Annotated in this window: 19 protein-coding genes; 5 read left to right on the forward strand and 14 right to left on the reverse strand. The window is 54.8% G+C overall.

Going from position 1 to position 16,256, the window contains the following annotated elements:
* Positions 1-224: 224 nt before the first annotated feature.
* Together ftsH and rlmE are read right to left on the reverse strand one after the other, a co-directional pair.
* Complete coding sequence (gene ftsH / locus AC22LX_RS12955; RefSeq protein WP_015369514.1) at positions 225-2,159, reverse strand: ATP-dependent zinc metalloprotease FtsH; 1,935 nt, start codon at positions 2,157-2,159, stop codon at positions 225-227.
* Between the two features lie 99 nt (positions 2,160-2,258).
* Positions 2,259-2,888, reverse strand: a complete 630-nt coding sequence (rlmE, locus tag AC22LX_RS12960) for a 23S rRNA (uridine(2552)-2'-O)-methyltransferase RlmE (RefSeq protein ID WP_008806638.1) — start codon at positions 2,886-2,888, stop codon at positions 2,259-2,261.
* Positions 2,889-3,011: 123 nt separating this feature from the next.
* Between rlmE and yhbY the strand changes: the two genes are divergently transcribed.
* A complete protein-coding gene (gene yhbY / locus AC22LX_RS12965) occupies positions 3,012-3,305 on the forward strand; it encodes a ribosome assembly RNA-binding protein YhbY (RefSeq protein ID WP_002918374.1) in 294 nt (97 codons plus the stop codon).
* Positions 3,306-3,457: 152 nt separating this feature from the next.
* Here yhbY and greA read toward each other — a convergent pair whose 3' ends face one another.
* A complete protein-coding gene (greA, locus tag AC22LX_RS12970) occupies positions 3,458-3,934 on the reverse strand; it encodes a transcription elongation factor GreA (protein ID WP_045394952.1) in 477 nt (158 codons plus the stop codon).
* Between the two features lie 235 nt (positions 3,935-4,169).
* Here greA and dacB point away from each other — a divergent pair, with 235 nt between their 5' ends.
* A complete protein-coding gene (gene dacB / locus AC22LX_RS12975; RefSeq protein WP_045394954.1) occupies positions 4,170-5,603 on the forward strand; it encodes a serine-type D-Ala-D-Ala carboxypeptidase in 1,434 nt (477 codons plus the stop codon).
* Between the two features lie 44 nt (positions 5,604-5,647).
* Here dacB and cgtA read toward each other — a convergent pair whose 3' ends face one another.
* From cgtA to rplU, 4 genes are all read right to left on the reverse strand, one after another.
* Positions 5,648-6,823, reverse strand: coding sequence for an Obg family GTPase CgtA (gene cgtA / locus AC22LX_RS12980; RefSeq protein WP_045377966.1), 1,176 nt, complete (start codon positions 6,821-6,823; stop codon positions 5,648-5,650).
* Positions 6,824-6,838: 15 nt separating this feature from the next.
* Positions 6,839-7,804 carry a DMT family transporter gene (locus AC22LX_RS12985; protein WP_015369509.1) on the reverse strand — a complete coding sequence of 322 codons (966 nt, stop codon included), beginning with the start codon at positions 7,802-7,804 and terminating at the stop codon, positions 6,839-6,841.
* A gap of 98 nt (positions 7,805-7,902) precedes the next feature.
* Positions 7,903-8,160 carry a 50S ribosomal protein L27 gene (gene rpmA / locus AC22LX_RS12990; protein ID WP_002434222.1) on the reverse strand — a complete coding sequence of 86 codons (258 nt, stop codon included), beginning with the start codon at positions 8,158-8,160 and terminating at the stop codon, positions 7,903-7,905.
* Between the two features lie 21 nt (positions 8,161-8,181).
* A complete protein-coding gene (gene rplU, locus AC22LX_RS12995) occupies positions 8,182-8,493 on the reverse strand; it encodes a 50S ribosomal protein L21 (protein WP_015703604.1) in 312 nt (103 codons plus the stop codon).
* Between the two features lie 260 nt (positions 8,494-8,753).
* Between rplU and ispB the strand changes: the two genes are divergently transcribed.
* A complete protein-coding gene (gene ispB / locus AC22LX_RS13000) occupies positions 8,754-9,725 on the forward strand; it encodes an octaprenyl diphosphate synthase (RefSeq protein WP_045394958.1) in 972 nt (323 codons plus the stop codon).
* 194 nt (positions 9,726-9,919) lie between these two features.
* Positions 9,920-10,192 carry a DNA-binding transcriptional regulator SfsB gene (gene sfsB, locus AC22LX_RS13005; protein WP_015369506.1) on the forward strand — a complete coding sequence of 91 codons (273 nt, stop codon included), beginning with the start codon at positions 9,920-9,922 and terminating at the stop codon, positions 10,190-10,192.
* 62 nt (positions 10,193-10,254) lie between these two features.
* On the opposite strand, the gene murA is transcribed toward sfsB, so the two are convergent.
* From murA to mlaF, 7 genes are all read right to left on the reverse strand, one after another.
* On the reverse strand, positions 10,255-11,514 hold the full coding sequence (gene murA / locus AC22LX_RS13010) for a UDP-N-acetylglucosamine 1-carboxyvinyltransferase (RefSeq protein ID WP_045394960.1): 1,260 nt from the start codon (positions 11,512-11,514) through the stop codon (positions 10,255-10,257).
* Between the two features lie 54 nt (positions 11,515-11,568).
* Positions 11,569-11,823, reverse strand: coding sequence for a BolA family iron metabolism protein IbaG (gene ibaG / locus AC22LX_RS13015; protein WP_015369504.1), 255 nt, complete (start codon positions 11,821-11,823; stop codon positions 11,569-11,571).
* A gap of 136 nt (positions 11,824-11,959) precedes the next feature.
* Complete coding sequence (gene mlaB, locus AC22LX_RS13020) at positions 11,960-12,250, reverse strand: lipid asymmetry maintenance protein MlaB (RefSeq protein WP_045394962.1); 291 nt, start codon at positions 12,248-12,250, stop codon at positions 11,960-11,962.
* Complete coding sequence (mlaC, locus tag AC22LX_RS13025) at positions 12,250-12,885, reverse strand: phospholipid-binding protein MlaC (RefSeq protein ID WP_045394964.1); 636 nt, start codon at positions 12,883-12,885, stop codon at positions 12,250-12,252. Before mlaC ends, mlaB begins: the two co-directional genes overlap by 1 nt.
* An 18-nt stretch (positions 12,886-12,903) precedes the next feature.
* A complete protein-coding gene (gene mlaD / locus AC22LX_RS13030) occupies positions 12,904-13,455 on the reverse strand; it encodes an outer membrane lipid asymmetry maintenance protein MlaD (protein WP_045394997.1) in 552 nt (183 codons plus the stop codon).
* Between the two features lie 4 nt (positions 13,456-13,459).
* The gene (gene mlaE, locus AC22LX_RS13035; protein WP_015369500.1) at positions 13,460-14,242 is read right to left on the reverse strand and encodes a lipid asymmetry maintenance ABC transporter permease subunit MlaE; all 783 of its coding nucleotides are present in this window, start codon (positions 14,240-14,242) and stop codon (positions 13,460-13,462) included.
* A gap of 7 nt (positions 14,243-14,249) precedes the next feature.
* Positions 14,250-15,062 carry a phospholipid ABC transporter ATP-binding protein MlaF gene (gene mlaF / locus AC22LX_RS13040; protein ID WP_487334011.1) on the reverse strand — a complete coding sequence of 271 codons (813 nt, stop codon included), beginning with the start codon at positions 15,060-15,062 and terminating at the stop codon, positions 14,250-14,252.
* A gap of 206 nt (positions 15,063-15,268) precedes the next feature.
* Between mlaF and AC22LX_RS13045 the strand changes: the two genes are divergently transcribed.
* Positions 15,269-16,246 carry a calcium/sodium antiporter gene (locus tag AC22LX_RS13045; protein WP_045394967.1) on the forward strand — a complete coding sequence of 326 codons (978 nt, stop codon included), beginning with the start codon at positions 15,269-15,271 and terminating at the stop codon, positions 16,244-16,246.
* Positions 16,247-16,256: the final 10 nt, after the last annotated feature.

Here is a 16,256-nt window from a genome sequence, read left to right on the forward strand (position 1 = left end):
CGTTTAAATATTCAAAAAATGAATATTATCAGACAGACGATGCATCCGCGCGTGTTGCAGCCGCCTCCATCCCGAAAACATTTTACGCGATGGACGATAGCATGCCATCGCTATAGTTATGTTCCGAAAGAGGAGCGCTGAAGACCGGCACATAAAACAAAAGGGCCGCAGCGGATTAGGCTGCGGCCCTTATTAGTCAGAGCGCTTTGGCAAAGCGTGGAGACTTATTTGTCGCCCAGCTGTTCCGACATGGTATTACCCGGATTCGGCGTACGCGGTTCATCAACCGGACGCGGCGCCGTCGGGGTGCCGTTGTTGCCAGAGTTATTAGAAGAACCCGGTTCTTCCCAACCCGCCGGCGGACGAACATCGCGACGAGCCATCAGGTCGTCAATCTGCGGCGCATCGATGGTCTCATATTTCATGAGCGCATCTTTCATCGCGTGCAGAATATCCATGTTGTCGTTCAGCAGCTGGCGAGCACGACCATAGTTACGCTCAATCAGCGATTTCACTTCCTGGTCGATGATACGCGCGGTTTCATCAGACATATGCTTCGCTTTCGCGACGCTACGGCCGAGGAACACTTCGCCCTCTTCTTCGGCATACAGCAGCGGGCCGAGTTTGTCAGAGAAGCCCCACTGGGTAACCATGTTACGCGCCAGGTTAGTCGCAACTTTAATATCGTTGGACGCGCCGGTAGAAACATGTTCCGCACCGTAGATAATCTCTTCCGCCAGACGACCGCCGTACAGGGTGGAAATCTGACTTTCCAGTTTCTGACGGCTGGCGCTGATAGCATCGCCTTCCGGCAGGAAGAAGGTCACACCCAGCGCACGGCCGCGCGGGATAATCGTCACTTTGTGTACCGGATCGTGTTCTGGTACCAGACGGCCGATAATCGCGTGGCCCGCTTCGTGGTATGCGGTCGATTCTTTCTGCGCTTCCGTCATCACCATGGAGCGACGTTCCGCACCCATCATGATTTTGTCTTTCGCTTTTTCGAACTCAACCATCGAGACGACGCGTTTGTTGCCACGGGCAGCAAACAGGGCTGCTTCGTTCACCAGGTTCGCGAGGTCAGCACCGGAGAAGCCAGGAGTACCACGAGCAATAATTGCCGCGTCGATATCCGGCGCCAGCGGTACGCGACGCATGTGAACTTTAAGGATCTGCTCACGACCACGAACATCCGGCAGACCAACGACAACCTGACGGTCGAAACGGCCAGGACGCAGCAGTGCCGGGTCCAGAACGTCCGGACGGTTAGTCGCGGCGATAACGATGATACCTTCGTTACCTTCGAAGCCGTCCATCTCAACCAGCATCTGGTTCAGGGTCTGCTCACGCTCATCGTGACCACCGCCAAGACCGGCGCCACGCTGGCGACCGACGGCGTCGATTTCATCGATGAAGATGATGCAAGGCGCTGCTTTCTTAGCTTGTTCGAACATGTCGCGTACGCGAGACGCGCCGACACCCACAAACATTTCTACGAAGTCAGAACCGGAAATAGTAAAGAACGGCACTTTGGCTTCGCCGGCGATAGCTTTCGCCAGCAGCGTTTTACCGGTACCCGGAGGGCCGACCATCAGGACGCCTTTCGGGATTTTACCCCCCAGCTTCTGGAAACGGCTCGGTTCGCGCAGATATTCAACCAGCTCGCCTACTTCCTCTTTCGCTTCGTCGCAACCGGCAACGTCAGCAAAGGTGGTTTTGATCTGGTCTTCGGTCAGCATTCGGGCCTTGCTCTTGCCGAAGGACATCGCGCCCTTTCCGCCGCCGCCCTGCATCTGACGCATAAAGAATATCCAGACGCCGATCAGCAGCAGCATCGGGAACCAGGAAATGAAGATGGAAGCCAGCAGGCTTGGTTCTTCCGGCGGTTCGCCAACTACTTTGACGTTTTTAGTCAACAGGTTGTCGAGCAGCTTCGGATCGTTAACCGGAATGTAAGTCGTGTAACGGTTACTATCTTTCTTGGTAACGTTGATCTCACGTCCGTTGATACGCGCTTCGCGAACCTGGTCCTGATTGACCTCTTGCAGGAAGGTAGAATAATCCACCTTGCGGCCATTCGACTCGCTGGGCCCAAAGCTCTGGAATACTGACATCAGCACAACGGCAATGACCAGCCAGAGTATTAGGTTTTTCGCCATGTCACTCAAGGGATTAACCTCTTATTACAACTGTGTTAAAAACAGCGTCAGGATACTCTATATCCAGCGTCTTTCAAACTTTCGTTTGAAATCTACCGGTTATGGTTTACGCCCGGTCGCTACAATATACACTTCACGCGAACGAGCGCGGGAAGAGTCCGGCTTACGAACTTTGACCTTCGTAAACAGGGAGCGAATTTCTCTAAGATACTCATCGAAGCCTTCGCCCTGGAACACCTTCACAACAAAACTACCACCTGGCGCTAATACATCACGAGACATTTCAAGCGCCAGTTCTACCAGATACATAGCCCGGGGAATATCCACCGCCGGTGTTCCGCACATATTCGGCGCCATATCGGACATGACAACTTGTACTTTACTGTCGCCTACTCGCTCAAGTAACGCTTTCAGGACTAATTCATCACGAAAGTCGCCCTGAAGGAAGTCCACACCGACGATTGGATCCATTGGTAAAAGATCGCAAGCGATGATGCGGCCGCTGTTTCCGATCTGCGTAACCGCGTATTGCGACCAGCCACCGGGTGCAGCGCCAAGGTCGACTATCGTCATCCCCGGCTTAAAAATCTTGTCACTTTGCTGTATTTCATCAAGTTTAAACCAGGCACGGGAACGTAACCCCTTTTTCTGTGCCTGTTGAACATATTTATCGCTAAAGTGTTCCTGAAGCCAGCGGCTTGAGCTGGCAGAACGCTTTTTACCTGTCATTTAACATTCCCATTCGGGTTCATCGTACTTTACTGCGTAAAAATCGACGCGGTAGTTTGGCGATATATGGGAGATGGCGGTAGAATGACCCGTTTTCAATCCCAACGTAAGCAAAAAAATACGATGAATCTGAGTACTAAACAAAAACAGCACCTGAAAGGTCTGGCACATCCGCTCAAGCCGGTAGTTATGCTTGGCAATAATGGTTTGACCGAAGGGGTACTGGCCGAGATCGAACAAGCGTTAGGGCACCATGAGCTCATCAAGGTGAAGATCGCCTCAGAAGATCGCGAAACTAAAGCCTTGATCGTGGAAGCCATCGTGCGTGAAACCGGCGCCTGTAACGTACAGGTCATCGGTAAAACGCTGGTTCTGTACCGCCCAACGCCAGAGCGTAAAATCTCGCTGCCACGCTAAGAATATCCTGAATCCCGACACAACATTGTGTAAAACGAGGGATTTCTGTGGCCAGGCGAGCAAAATGCCATGCTCCTGACGTTGATAAAAGGCCGCTATGCGGCCTTTTTCCTTTCTTTACAATCTATAAACATCGTAGCGGGAAATACGCCTTACAGGTACTCAACCTTGGTAATTTCGTATTCCACTTCACCACCCGGGGTACGGATAGTGACGACATCGTCCTGCTCTTTGCCAATCAGACCGCGGGCGATCGGTGAATTCACAGAGATGAGATTCTGTTTAAAATCCGCTTCGTCATCGCCCACGATACGGTAAGTCTGCTCTTCGTCGTTATCCAGGTTCAGCACACTGACCGTGGAGCCGAAAATCACGCGGCCATTATTCGGCATCTTAGTGATATCGATAACCTGCGCATTCGACAGTTTTGCTTCGATATCCTTGATACGACCTTCGCAGAAGCCCTGCTGTTCACGGGCAGCGTGGTATTCCGCGTTCTCTTTCAGATCGCCGTGCTCACGCGCCTCGGCGATAGCAGCAATAATCTCTGGACGACGTACGGACTTCAGGAAATCCAGTTCTTCGCGCAGCTTCTCTGCGCCACGTAAGGTCATCGGAATAGCTTGCATTTGTTATACCTCTTTATCATTCCTTCATGGAACGGACGGAGTCGTTCCGCCATCGGTCACGTCTTAGCCATGGCCGAAGCAAAAAGAAAACCGACCCGGGAAACATTCCCCAGGTCAGCAGCAATTTTCAATTTGATACGCATTTTACCCTGAAGTTCACTATGGGTCATCGTTTACTTTACAGGGTGATGCACCGTAGTATGACGGCTTGGTTTCAGGTTGTTAGCGCGAGATTATGCGATTTCCCAGATTTATCATCGGATTGACTGCCGGTATAGCGCTTAGCGCTCAGGCCGCGAATATTGACGAGTACATCAGTCAGCTTCCTGCTGGCGCGAACCTTGCCTTCATGGCGCAGAAGGTTGGCTCCCCGACGCCGGAGATAGACTTCCACAGCCAACAGATGGCGCTGCCTGCCAGTACCCAGAAGGTGATCACCGCGCTGGCGGCGTTGCTGCAGCTGGGGCCGGACTTCCGCTTCACCACGACGCTGGAAACCAAAGGCTCGCTTGACGGCGGTGTGCTGAAAGGCGACCTGATTGCCCGCTTCGGCGGCGATCCGACGCTAAAGCGTCAGGATATCCGCAACATGGTGGCGTCGCTGAAAAAAGCCGGCGTACAGCGCATTGAAGGCAATGTGCTTATCGATACCTCGGTTTTCGCTAGCCACGATAAGGCCCCCGGCTGGCCATGGAATGACATGACGCAGTGCTTCAGCGCCCCGCCAGCGGCAGCGATTGTTGATCGTAACTGTTTCTCCGTCTCACTCTATAGCGCGCAGAAACCCGGCGATTTGGCCTTTATCCGCGTGGCCTCTTACTATCCGGTCACCATGTTCAGCCAGGTGCGGACGCTCGCCCGCGGCTCCGCAGAGGCGCAGTATTGCGAGCTGGACGTCGTACCAGGCGATCTCAACCGCTACACCCTCACCGGCTGCCTGCCGCAGCGCAGCGAGCCGCTGCCGCTGGCGTTCGCCATTCAGGACGGCGCAGGCTATGCAGGCGCGATCCTGAAAGCTGAGCTCACCGATGCGGGTATCACCTACAGCGGCACTCTCTTGCGCCAGACCCTGGCTAACGATCCGGGCACCGTGCTGGCGACGACCCAATCGGCGCCATTGCACGATCTTCTACGCATCATGTTGAAGAAATCCGACAACATGATTGCCGATACGGTGTTTCGTACTATCGGCCACGCGCGAATGGGCGTGCCGGGAACCTGGCGCGCCGGTTCCGACGCGGTGCGGCAAATTCTGCGCCAGCAGGCGGGTATTGACCTCGGTAACACGATTATCGCCGATGGCTCAGGCCTGTCCCGGCACAACCTTATCGCGCCGGCGACGATGATGCAGGTATTGCAGTACATCGCTCAGCACGATAACGAGCTCAACTTTATCTCGATGTTGCCGCTTGCCGGGCACGATGGTTCGCTGCAGTATCGCGCCGGTCTTCATCAGGCGGGCGTTGACGGTAAGGTTTCGGCGAAGACCGGTTCGCTGCAGGGGGTATATAACCTGGCAGGTTTCATTACCACCGCCAGCGGGCAAAAGATGGCCTTCGTGCAGTATCTCTCCGGCTATGCGGTGCCGCCGAGCGACCAGCGCAACCGCCGCATACCATTGGTGCGCTTCGAAAGTCGACTGTATAAAGATTTGTACCAGAACAACTAAAACAAAAGGGCCGCATCAGATGATGCGGCCCTTTTTACTCAGAATTAACGTTTGTAGATGAATTCGACGCCTTCTTCGTCGTCTTCGTCCCAGTCGTCATCCCAGTCTTCGTCATCTTCTTCCAGTTCGGCTTCTTCAAGCTGCTGACGGTGATAGTCGTCCCACATGAACTCGACTTTCTCCGGCTTCTGCTCTTCTTCCGCCTGCACGATTGGATTTTCGATGATAAAGGTCATCACGTCCCAGCACAGGTCTTTAACGCCCTGCTGGCTGGCCGCGGAGATCAGATAGAACTTATCTTCCCAACCCAGCGCTTCGGCGATGGCCTTCGCTTTGGCTTCAGCCTCCGCTTTGTCCATCAGGTCAATCTTGTTGAAGACCAGCCAGCGCGGTTTAGAGGCCAGCTTCTCGCTGTATTTCTCCAGTTCGCCGATGATAATGCGCGCGTTTTCTACCGGATCGGAACCGTCGATAGGCTCGATGTCGATAAGGTGCAGCAGCACGCGGCAGCGCTCGAGGTGCTTAAGGAAGCGAATACCAAGGCCAGCGCCTTCCGCTGCGCCCTCAATCAGCCCCGGAATATCGGCGACCACAAAGCTCTTCTCGTTGTCCATACGCACCACGCCCAGGCTCGGTACCAGGGTGGTAAATGGATAGTCGGCCACTTTCGGCTTCGCCGCGGAGACCGCGCGAATGAAGGTGGATTTACCGGCATTCGGCATCCCCAGCATCCCCACGTCGGCCAGCAGCATCAGCTCGAGCTGCAGATCGCGCTTATCGCCCGGCGTACCCATGGTTTTCTGACGCGGGGTACGGTTAACGGATGATTTGAAGCGCGTGTTGCCCAGACCATGCCAGCCGCCTTTCGCAACCATTAAACGCTGACCGTGCTTGGTCATATCGCCCATGGTCTCGCCGGTTCCCTGGTCGATGACGCGGGTCCCTACAGGCACTTTCACCGTGACATCTTTACCGCGTTTACCGGTACAGTCGCGGCTCTGACCGTTCTGTCCGCGTTCTGCGCGGAAAGATTTTTCGAATCGATAGTCGATCAGGGTGTTGAGGTTCTCGTCCGCTTCCAGCCAAACGTCGCCGCCGTCACCGCCATCGCCGCCGTCCGGGCCGCCTCGCGGAATATATTTTTCGCGGCGGAAGCTAACGCAACCATTGCCGCCGTCACCTGCTACGACCAGGATCGTTGCTTCATCTACAAACTTCATTTTACTCTCCGTAAATCATTCGCCTGAGCGGGGCAGCGGTACAACCGCTTCTCGCTTGCGCCAGCGTCCCCAAAGACGATGGCCAATGGCGGAATACATCGCGCCCGCAACCACGACAAACGCACCGAGATAACCAATCAGGTTTAACATCGGTCTGGCGAAAACATCGGGCCAGGCCATTGATAATAAATCAGAAAACAGTAGCGTAAACAGTGGCGTTAAGGTAATTAACGCGCTGACCTGCGCCGCCTGCCAGCGCGCCATGGCTTCCGCCAGCGCCCCGTAGCCGACCAGGGTATTCAGCCCGCAAAAAATCAGGCAAGCCAGTTGCCAGTCGCTCAGTTGGGAGATAACCCCCGGTTTAGCGAGTGGCAGTAAAGCAATCGTACACAAAGTGTACAGCAAAAATAGTATCTGCTGTGATGCCAGGCGCCGCAATAACACCTTTTGCGCGACCCCGTAGCTTACCCACACCGTTGCCGCTGCGACACCAAAAATTACCCCCCACGTGTAGTCCGTGAGACGGGTAAAGATTTCAATCAGGCTGGTGTTGAAGAACATCACCAGCCCGCTGAGCAACATCAGCGCCCCTACAACCTGGGTACCGCGCATGCGCTCTTTCAGAATCACAACGCTTGCCACCATCATACCGACCGGTGATAACTGGCCGATGACCTGGGAGGCCGTTGGACTGAGATATTGCAAGGAAGAGCTGAACAGAATGAAGTTACCGAACAGACCGCCGGTAGCAATCGCTAATAAAACCAACCAACGCGGCTTGCGAAAAATACGCAGCGGCGGCAGCTTGCCTTTGATGGCGAGGATCGCGCCAAGACCAATACTGGCCATCAAAAAGCGATAAAAGACCACCGTTGGCGGCTCCATCACTTCGAGAACCTGCTTCATTGCAATTGGCAGTGCTCCCCAACACATCGCGGTGGTTAGCGCCAAAAGAATGCCTATGCCGGCCTGCTGCTTCATGATGCCCGTTTTCCCTGCAGAAATTTTTCCGGGATTCTAATGTAAAAAGCCCCGCAACGTGTTGCGGGGCTTTCATCCGTCACCAGGACGCGAAAAACTTATTCAGCAACGATGCTGATGAATTTACGGTTTTTCGGGCCTTTAACTTCGAACTTGACTTTACCGTCAGTCAAAGCGAACAGAGTGTGGTCACGGCCGCAACCAACGTTGGTGCCAGCGTGGAATTTGGTACCACGTTGACGAACGATGATGCTACCTGCCAGAACTGCTTCACCGCCGAAACGTTTTACGCCCAGACGTTTAGCTTCTGAATCGCGACCGTTACGAGTCGAGCCGCCAGCCTTTTTATGTGCCATTTAAATCTACTCCCTCAAGTCTTAGGCGCTGATGCCAGTGATTTTCACATCAGTGAACCACTGACGGTGGCCTGCTTGCTTACGATAGTGTTTACGACGACGAAACTTAACGATTTTAACTTTCTCGCCACGACCGTGAGCAACAACTTCAGCTTTGATTACGCCGCCCTCAACGAAAGGAACGCCGATCTTGATTTCTTCACCGTTTGCGATCATCAGAACTTCAGCGAACTCAACAGCTTCGCCAGTTGCGATGTCCAGCTTTTCCAGGCGAACGGTCTGACCTTCGCTTACTCGGTGTTGTTTACCACCACTTTGGAAAACCGCGTACATATAAAACTCCGCTTCCGCGCACCTCTTCGTGTGATTCAGAGTGCGCTATAAATATTCACAATAGGGCGCGAATATTACGCAAAACGCGACCCTTTGACAAGAGCGATCATCGATCAACGCAGAAAAAAAACACAACTTTCACGCTAACGTTTATCTGCGCTGATTTTTCAGTACAATCATATCTTCTTTTAATTCTATCTTAATCCTTCTGTGATCCCACCTGGATTCGCGGTAACAGGACATTTGGCCCGGCTTTTGCGATGAATTTAGAAAAAATCAATGAGTTAACCGCGCAGGATATGGCGGGTGTCAATGCGGCAATCCTCGAGCAGCTCAACTCAGATGTACAGCTTATCAATCAGTTAGGCTACTACATCGTCAGCGGAGGCGGTAAACGTATTCGTCCGATGATCGCCGTGCTTGCAGCGCGTGCGGTCGGCTATCAGGGGAATGCGCACGTCAACATTGCCGCACTGATCGAATTTATTCATACCGCGACCCTGCTGCATGACGACGTCGTCGACGAGTCCGATATGCGCCGCGGCAAGGCGACGGCCAATGCCGCGTTCGGTAACGCCGCCAGCGTACTGGTGGGCGACTTTATCTACACTCGCGCCTTCCAGATGATGACTCGCCTCGGTTCGCTGAAGGTGCTGGAGGTGATGTCGGAAGCCGTAAACGTTATCGCCGAAGGTGAAGTCCTGCAGTTGATGAACGTCAACGACCCGGATATCACAGAAGAAAACTATATGCGGGTCATCTACAGTAAGACCGCCCGTCTGTTTGAAGCCGCTTCGCAGTGTTCTGGCATCCTGGCTGGCTGCAGCGCGGAAGAAGAACAGGCGCTGCAGGATTATGGTCGTTACCTCGGCACCGCGTTCCAGCTGATTGACGATCTGCTGGATTACAGTTCCGATGGCGAACGCCTTGGCAAAAACGTCGGTGATGACCTGAACGAAGGCAAACCAACGCTGCCGCTACTGCACGCGATGCATCACGGTACCCCGGATCAGGCGGCGATGATTCGCGGCGCTATCGAGCAGGGTAACGGACGCCATCTGCTTGACGCCGTACTTGAAACCATGGCGGCCTGCGGTTCGCTGGAGTGGACGCAGAAACGTGCGGAAGAAGAAGCCGATAAAGCTATCGCCGCGCTGCAGGTTCTGCCGGATACGCCGTGGCGCGAGGCGCTCATCGGCCTTGCCCATATCGCCGTTCAGCGCGACCACTAATCCCCCCTTTCTCCCGCGCGCATTGCGCGGGAGAGTTCCAATAAAATCCAATATCCTTCAAATAACGCCAGAAACCTTAATATATTCCGAATATACAGGAACTATAATGGAACTTGTTAAAACCATATAAGAACCAGGGTATAGTATTTCAGCCGTCCGTATTGACGCGCAGACAGTTATCACCGGGAGAATTTATGGATAAGTTCATCGACTGGCATTCAGCGGATATCATTGCCGGCCTTCGCAAAAAGGGGACATCGCTCGCAGCTGAGTCGCGACGTCACGGTTTAAGCTCTTCTACGCTTGCCAACGCACTAACCCGTCCGTGGCCAAAGGGCGAATTGATTATTGCTAACGCGCTGGGAACCGATCCGTGGGTTATTTGGCCATCGCGTTATCACGATCCCATTACCCATCAGTTCATCGACAGAACGCAGATGATGCGTCAGAAGAGAAATAAGACCTAAGGTGAGGGAGAGCTCGATAACAGCCCCCGGACGGACGTCAGAGGGCTGCTACCGAAGCGGGACTACTCGCCCTTGACGCGTTCGATATTCGCGCCCAGAGCCTGCAGTTTATCTTCGATGCGCTCATAGCCGCGATCGATGTGATAGATACGGTCGACGATGGTCGTCCCTTCCGCAATACAACCCGCCAGTACCAGGCTTGCGGATGCACGCAGGTCAGTCGCCATGACCTGTGCGCCGGACAGCTTCGCGACACCATGGCAAATCGCGGTATTGCTCTCGATTTCCGCGTGCGCGCCCATACGGATCAGTTCCGGAATGTGCATGAAGCGGTTTTCGAAGATGGTTTCGGTGATAACGCCAGTCCCTTCAGCCACCAGGTTCAGCAAGGTGAACTGCGCCTGCATGTCGGTTGGGAAACCCGGGTGCGGCGCGGTACGCACGTTGACCGCTTTCGGACGGTTGCCGTGCATATCGAGGCTAATCCAGTCTTCACCGACTTCAATATCCGCGCCAGCTTCGCGCAGCTTCGCCAGCACCGCATCCAGGGTATCCGGCTGCGCATGGCGGCACATAATTTTACCGCCGGAGATCGCCGCGGCAACCAGGAAGGTACCGGTTTCGATACGGTCCGGCAGCACGCGATAAACGCCGCCGCCGAGACGCGCGACGCCTTCGATGGTGATACGGTCGCTGCCCTGGCCTTTGATTTTCGCGCCCAGCGCGTTGAGGAAGTTGGCGGTATCGACGATTTCCGGCTCGCGCGCGGCGTTTTCGATAACCGTGGTGCCTTCAGCCAGCGTCGCCGCGCTCATGATAGTCACGGTCGCCCCTACGCTCACCTTATCCATCACAATATGCGCGCCTTTCAGACGCCCATTGACTGATGCCTTCACATAGCCTTCTTCCAGTTTGATTTCCGCGCCCAGCTGTTCCAGGCCGGTAATATGCAGGTCGACCGGACGCGCGCCGATAGCGCAGCCGCCCGGCAGAGAAACCTGACCCTGACCGAAACGCGCCACCAGCGGCCCCAGCGCCCAGATGGAAGCGCGCATGGTTTTCACTAAATCGTACGGAGCACAGAAAACATTTACCGGACCGGCATCGATCCATACGGAACCATTGCGCTCGACCTTCGCGCCCAGCTGGCTCAGCAGCTTCATGGTGGTATCGATATCTTTCAGCTTCGGTACATTCTGGATTTCAATCGGCTCTTCGGCTAACAGCGCGGCAAAGAGGATTGGCAGGGCAGCGTTTTTAGCGCCGGAAATGGTGACCTCGCCCTGCAGGCGAGTCGGCCCCTGAACACGGAATTTATCCATTGATTCTGTTCTCGGTTAAAAATTCATCAACGCTGTAGGGAACATCCCTACAGCTTAAAAGCCATTAAGTTTGCGATCGCGCGCCCATTCTTGCGGGGTAAACGCTTTGATCGACAGCGCATGAATGCGATTGTCGGCAATATATTCCATCAGCGGCGCGTAGATAGCCTGCTGTTTTTTTACCCGGCTCATGCCGTCAAACATCTCACCCACAGCGATAACCTGAAAGTGGCTGCCATCGCCAGAGACGTGGACTTCCTGAAGGGAGAGTGCGTTCATCAGCACGGTCTGAATTTCATGATTTTCCATGGGATCACATTTTTCTGAGTGTGAAAACAGCCCAACATCTTAGAGGAAAGTGGCGCTGTCTTAAACAAGCAAAAAGCCCCATCGAACAGATTGATGGGGCTTTCAGAATAGCTTCAGCATTAACCTACTGAAAAATTTACGGGATCATGTCTGCCGGAAGGTTGTAAAGACTCATCAGCGTTTGCAGGTTTTCGCTTTTTCCTACCACTTGCGCCGTTTTGCCCTGCCGGCGTACCAGCGCGACAAAATGAACCAGCAACGCCACTCCGGCGCTATCGACCCGCGAAACGTCGCTGAGGTCGATAGTGGATACGCCGTCGGTGGCCTGCGCGCGGGCATTCCACAGCGGCAGTATAAATTCCTGATCCAGTTCGCCGCGCAACGCCAGGCGTTCACCGTCGCGGTTCCAGCTCAGTTGCTCGCTCATTATTTTTTCTGTTCCAGAGTGATAGGCTGGGCAGAAATAGCTTTCAGCTGCGCGGTCAGACCGTCAACGCCTTTCGTACGCAGCAGATCGCTCCACTCGTTTTGTTTGGTAGTGATCATGCTGACGCCTTCGGCGATCATGTCATAAGCCTGCCAGTTGCCGGTCTGGGTATTTTTACGCCATTGGAAGTCCAGGCGTACCGGAGGACGGCCATTCGGGTCGAGGATGGTGACGCGAATCGGAACGATGGTTGCGCTGCCCAGCGGCTGCTCAGGCGCAATTTGATAAGTCTGCCCGTGATACATGGCCAGCGCCTGACCATAAGCCTGTTTCAGATATTCGCGGAAGGCGGCAAAGTAGGCTTCACGCTGTGCAGGCGTCGCCTCTTTGTAGTAACGGCCCAGCACCAGCGCGCCGGCGTATTTCACCTGCACGTAAGGCAGCAGTTCCTGATCGACGATATCACGCAGATAGTTTGGGTTCGCTTTGATCTTCGGCTGTTCGTTCTTCAGACGATCGAAGGTCTTCTGCGCCGCCTCGTCCATCAGCTTATACGGGTTAGTTTGATCCGCGGCATGCGCGGCGGTCAGTGGAGCAATCACCAGCATGGCGACCATGAGTAAGCGTTTAAACATATCTTGTCTCTCCTGAAATTAATGCGTCATGCCGGCCTGCGGCGTAGCGTCAGTATGACTCTCAGCCGCCGCCTTATCATTGTCAGAATTCTGATTATCGCCGCCCTTGCTGTTATAGAGGAACTGGCCTATCAGATCTTCCAGTACCATCGCGGACTTGGTGTCCTGAATCGTACCGCCGTCTTTAAGAATAGCGGTGCCCAGTTCCGGATCTTCGAAACCGACGTTCAGCGCCAGGTACTGCTCCCCGAGCAGGCCGGAAGTACGAATCGCCAGCGAACTGGTATCCGGAATGTGGTTGTAGCTTTCGTCGATATCGATGGCAACACGCGGCAGATAGGTTTTCGGATCGAGGGTAATATCGGCAACGCGACCGACCACCACACCGCCGATACGCACCGGTGAACGCGCTTTCAGGCCGCCGATGTTATCGAAGGTCGCATAAAGACGGTAAGTCGGTTCGGTACGCAACGAGGTCACGTTCGCCGCCTTCAGACAGACAAACAGCGCCGCCAGCAGCGCCGCCAGTAAGAACACACCTACCCAGATCTCATTTTTTTTCGTTTGCATGAACTTAATTCCCAAACATCAGCGCAGTCAGCACAAAATCCAGCCCCAGAACCGCCAGCGACGAATGCACCACGGTGCGCGTCGTTGCCCGGCTAATTCCAGCGGAAGTGGGGATAGCGTCATAACCATTGAATAACGCAATCCAGGTTACCGTAACGGCAAAAACCAGGCTTTTAATCAGGCAGTTAACCAGATCCATTCGCCAGTCGACGGCATTTTGCATCGCGGTCCAGAAGAACCCTGCGTCGATGCCTTTCCAGCTTACGCCAACCAGCGAACCGCCCCAGACCCCCACGGCGACGAAAATGATCGTCAACAGCGGTAGCGAGATGACCCCGGCCCAGAAGCGCGGCGAAATCACCCGGCGCAGCGGATCCACCGCCATCATCTCCATGCTGGAGAGCTGCTCGGTCGCCCGCATCAGGCCAATCTCGGCGGTTAACGCCGAACCGGCTCGCCCGGCGAACAGCAGCGCGGCCACCACCGGCCCCAGCTCGCGCAGCAGCGACAGCGCCACCAGCATGCCCAGACTGGTCTCAGCGCTATAGGTCGTTAATACCAGATAACCCTGCAGCCCCAGTACCATTCCGATGAACAGCCCCGAAACGATAATAATCAGCATCGATAGCACGCCGACGTTATACAGCTGGCGTACCAGCAGCGGCGCATGCTTGCGAAATTCCGGCTTGCCCACCACGGCATTAAACAGCATTAATCCGGCGCGCCCGAAGGTCGCGGTGGTTTTGATGCCGCGGTGTCCGAGCGCTGCCAGCGCATTAAATAGCATGAGTCGTTTAGCTCCCTTTGCCTAATAAATCATGGTGGTAATCGCCCGCAGGATAGCGGAACGGCACCGGGCCGTCAGCGATGCCATCAATGAACTGGCGCACGCGCGGATCGCTATTTTCACGCAGCGATTGCGCGCTGCCGTGGGCAACGATTTTCTTATCCGCCACGATGTAGGCGTAATCCGCAATGCTCAGCACTTCCGGTACGTCGTGCGATACCACAATGCAGGTCACTCCCAGGGTGCTATTCAGCTCTGAGATAAGTTTAACCAATACGCCCATGGTGATGGGATCTTGTCCGACGAAGGGTTCGTCAAACATGATCAGATCCGGCTCAAGGGCAATCGCCCGCGCCAGCGCCGCGCGCCGCGCCATCCCGCCGGAGAGTTCAGAAGGCATCAGTTTCGCCGCGCCGCGTAGCCCAACCGCCTCCAGCTTCATCATGACGGTGGTATGCAGCAGCGCATCCGGCAACTCGGTATGTTCGCGCAGCGGGTAAGCTACGTTATCAAACACGTTCATATCGGTGAATAGCGCGCCGGACTGAAACAGCATGCTCATACGTTTACGCACGGTATACAGCCGCGAGCGCGTCATTTGCGGCACGTTTTCGCCGTCAAACAGGATCTCGCCGCTGTCCGGCGGGATCTGGCCGCCGATCAAACGCAGCAGGGTCGTCTTGCCGATCCCCGATGGCCCCATAATGGCGGTAATCTTGCCGCGAGGCACCGATAGCGAGATATCATCGAAGATGACGCGGTCGCCCCGAGAGAAACGAATACCGCGAACCTCGACTAAATTCGCCAGAGTTTGGCTCATAAAATCATCCTTACTAAACCTTCGGGCTAAGCATGGCGCTTTCTTTCACCACAAACCCAACATTTTTACAGAATCTTACCTGCCCGGGTTAGCGAAAGCTGGCATTTGTTTTACTTTTGCCACACATAAAGTCAAAATTAAGAATTCGTTACGCTGCGTACGGACGGCCAGCGAGGCGACGATTATACCTGAAGAAAGGACTTTAGATGCTCTTAGCAACGGCTCTGTTAATAATTGGTTTACTGCTAGTGGTTTACAGCGCCGATCGTCTGGTATACGCCGCTTCAATACTGTGCCGCATGATGGGGATCCCGCCGCTCATCATCGGCATGACTGTCGTGAGCATCGGTACCAGCCTGCCGGAGATCATCGTTTCCGTCGCCGCCTCCCTGCACGGACAAACCGATTTGGCGATCGGCACGGCGTTGGGATCCAATATTACTAATATTCTATTAATTCTCGGTCTTGCCGCCCTGCTCCATCCATTTACCGTGCATTCTGATATCCTGCGCCGCGAATTGCCGTTAATGTTGCTGGTCAGTTTACTGGCGGGATTTGTACTTTACGATGGTCAACTGTCGCGTCTGGACGGGCTGTTTTTACTGGCGCTGGCCATACTGTGGCTGGTGTTTACCCTAAAGATAGCGCGCCTGGCGGAACGCCAGGGCAGCGATAGCCTGACCCGGGAACAGCTGGCGGAGCTGCCACGCGGCGGTTCGCTGCCCGTCGCCCTGCTGTGGCTCGGGGTGGCGATGATCGTCATGCCGATGGCCACCCGCATGGTGGTGGATAACGCCACGGTGCTGGCGAACTATTTCGCCATTAGCGAGCTGACGGTCGGCTTAACGGTTATTGCTATCGGCACCAGCCTGCCGGAACTGGCTACCGCTATCGCCGGCGCACGAAAAGGGGAAGACGATATCGCCATCGGGAATATTATTGGCGCGAATATCCTTAACCTTGTGTTGGTGCTCGGGCTGCCGGCGTTAATCGCCCCTGGCGCCTTCCCTGCCGAAGCTTTTACGCGCGACTACAGCGTAATGCTGCTGGTCAGCGCTATCTTCGCGCTACTGTGCTGGCGGCGCAAACGGCAGCCGGGGCGCGTAGCGGGCGCCTTGCTGGTCGGCGGCTTTATGGTTTGGTTGGCGCTACTGTTCTGTTCTGCGCCGTTCTTCGTTGAATGAATTGGGATAA

Source organism: Klebsiella sp. PK01, assembly GCF_057624675.1.

What these genes read in the sequence shown, in the direction of transcription:
- mlaD (WP_045394997.1), bottom strand. Translation starts at nt 13,455, where the DNA reads ATGCAAACGAAAAAAAATGAGATCTGGGTAGGTGTGTTCTTACTGGCG.
- cgtA (WP_045377966.1), bottom strand. Translation starts at nt 6,823, where the DNA reads ATGAAGTTTGTAGATGAAGCAACGATCCTGGTCGTAGCAGGTGACGGC.
- yhbY (WP_002918374.1), top strand. Translation starts at nt 3,012, where the DNA reads ATGAATCTGAGTACTAAACAAAAACAGCACCTGAAAGGTCTGGCACAT.
- greA (WP_045394952.1), bottom strand. Translation starts at nt 3,934, where the DNA reads ATGCAAGCTATTCCGATGACCTTACGTGGCGCAGAGAAGCTGCGCGAA.
- murA (WP_045394960.1), bottom strand. Translation starts at nt 11,514, where the DNA reads ATGGATAAATTCCGTGTTCAGGGGCCGACTCGCCTGCAGGGCGAGGTC.
- ibaG (WP_015369504.1), bottom strand. Translation starts at nt 11,823, where the DNA reads ATGGAAAATCATGAAATTCAGACCGTGCTGATGAACGCACTCTCCCTT.
- dacB (WP_045394954.1), top strand. Translation starts at nt 4,170, where the DNA reads ATGCGATTTCCCAGATTTATCATCGGATTGACTGCCGGTATAGCGCTT.
- AC22LX_RS12985 (WP_015369509.1), bottom strand. Translation starts at nt 7,804, where the DNA reads ATGAAGCAGCAGGCCGGCATAGGCATTCTTTTGGCGCTAACCACCGCG.
- rlmE (WP_008806638.1), bottom strand. Translation starts at nt 2,888, where the DNA reads ATGACAGGTAAAAAGCGTTCTGCCAGCTCAAGCCGCTGGCTTCAGGAA.
- rplU (WP_015703604.1), bottom strand. Translation starts at nt 8,493, where the DNA reads ATGTACGCGGTTTTCCAAAGTGGTGGTAAACAACACCGAGTAAGCGAA.
- rpmA (WP_002434222.1), bottom strand. Translation starts at nt 8,160, where the DNA reads ATGGCACATAAAAAGGCTGGCGGCTCGACTCGTAACGGTCGCGATTCA.
- ftsH (WP_015369514.1), bottom strand. Translation starts at nt 2,159, where the DNA reads ATGGCGAAAAACCTAATACTCTGGCTGGTCATTGCCGTTGTGCTGATG.
- AC22LX_RS13045 (WP_045394967.1), top strand. Translation starts at nt 15,269, where the DNA reads ATGCTCTTAGCAACGGCTCTGTTAATAATTGGTTTACTGCTAGTGGTT.
- mlaF (WP_487334011.1), bottom strand. Translation starts at nt 15,062, where the DNA reads ATGAGCCAAACTCTGGCGAATTTAGTCGAGGTTCGCGGTATTCGTTTC.
- mlaB (WP_045394962.1), bottom strand. Translation starts at nt 12,250, where the DNA reads ATGAGCGAGCAACTGAGCTGGAACCGCGACGGTGAACGCCTGGCGTTG.
- sfsB (WP_015369506.1), top strand. Translation starts at nt 9,920, where the DNA reads ATGGATAAGTTCATCGACTGGCATTCAGCGGATATCATTGCCGGCCTT.
- mlaE (WP_015369500.1), bottom strand. Translation starts at nt 14,242, where the DNA reads ATGCTATTTAATGCGCTGGCAGCGCTCGGACACCGCGGCATCAAAACC.
- mlaC (WP_045394964.1), bottom strand. Translation starts at nt 12,885, where the DNA reads ATGTTTAAACGCTTACTCATGGTCGCCATGCTGGTGATTGCTCCACTG.
- ispB (WP_045394958.1), top strand. Translation starts at nt 8,754, where the DNA reads ATGAATTTAGAAAAAATCAATGAGTTAACCGCGCAGGATATGGCGGGT.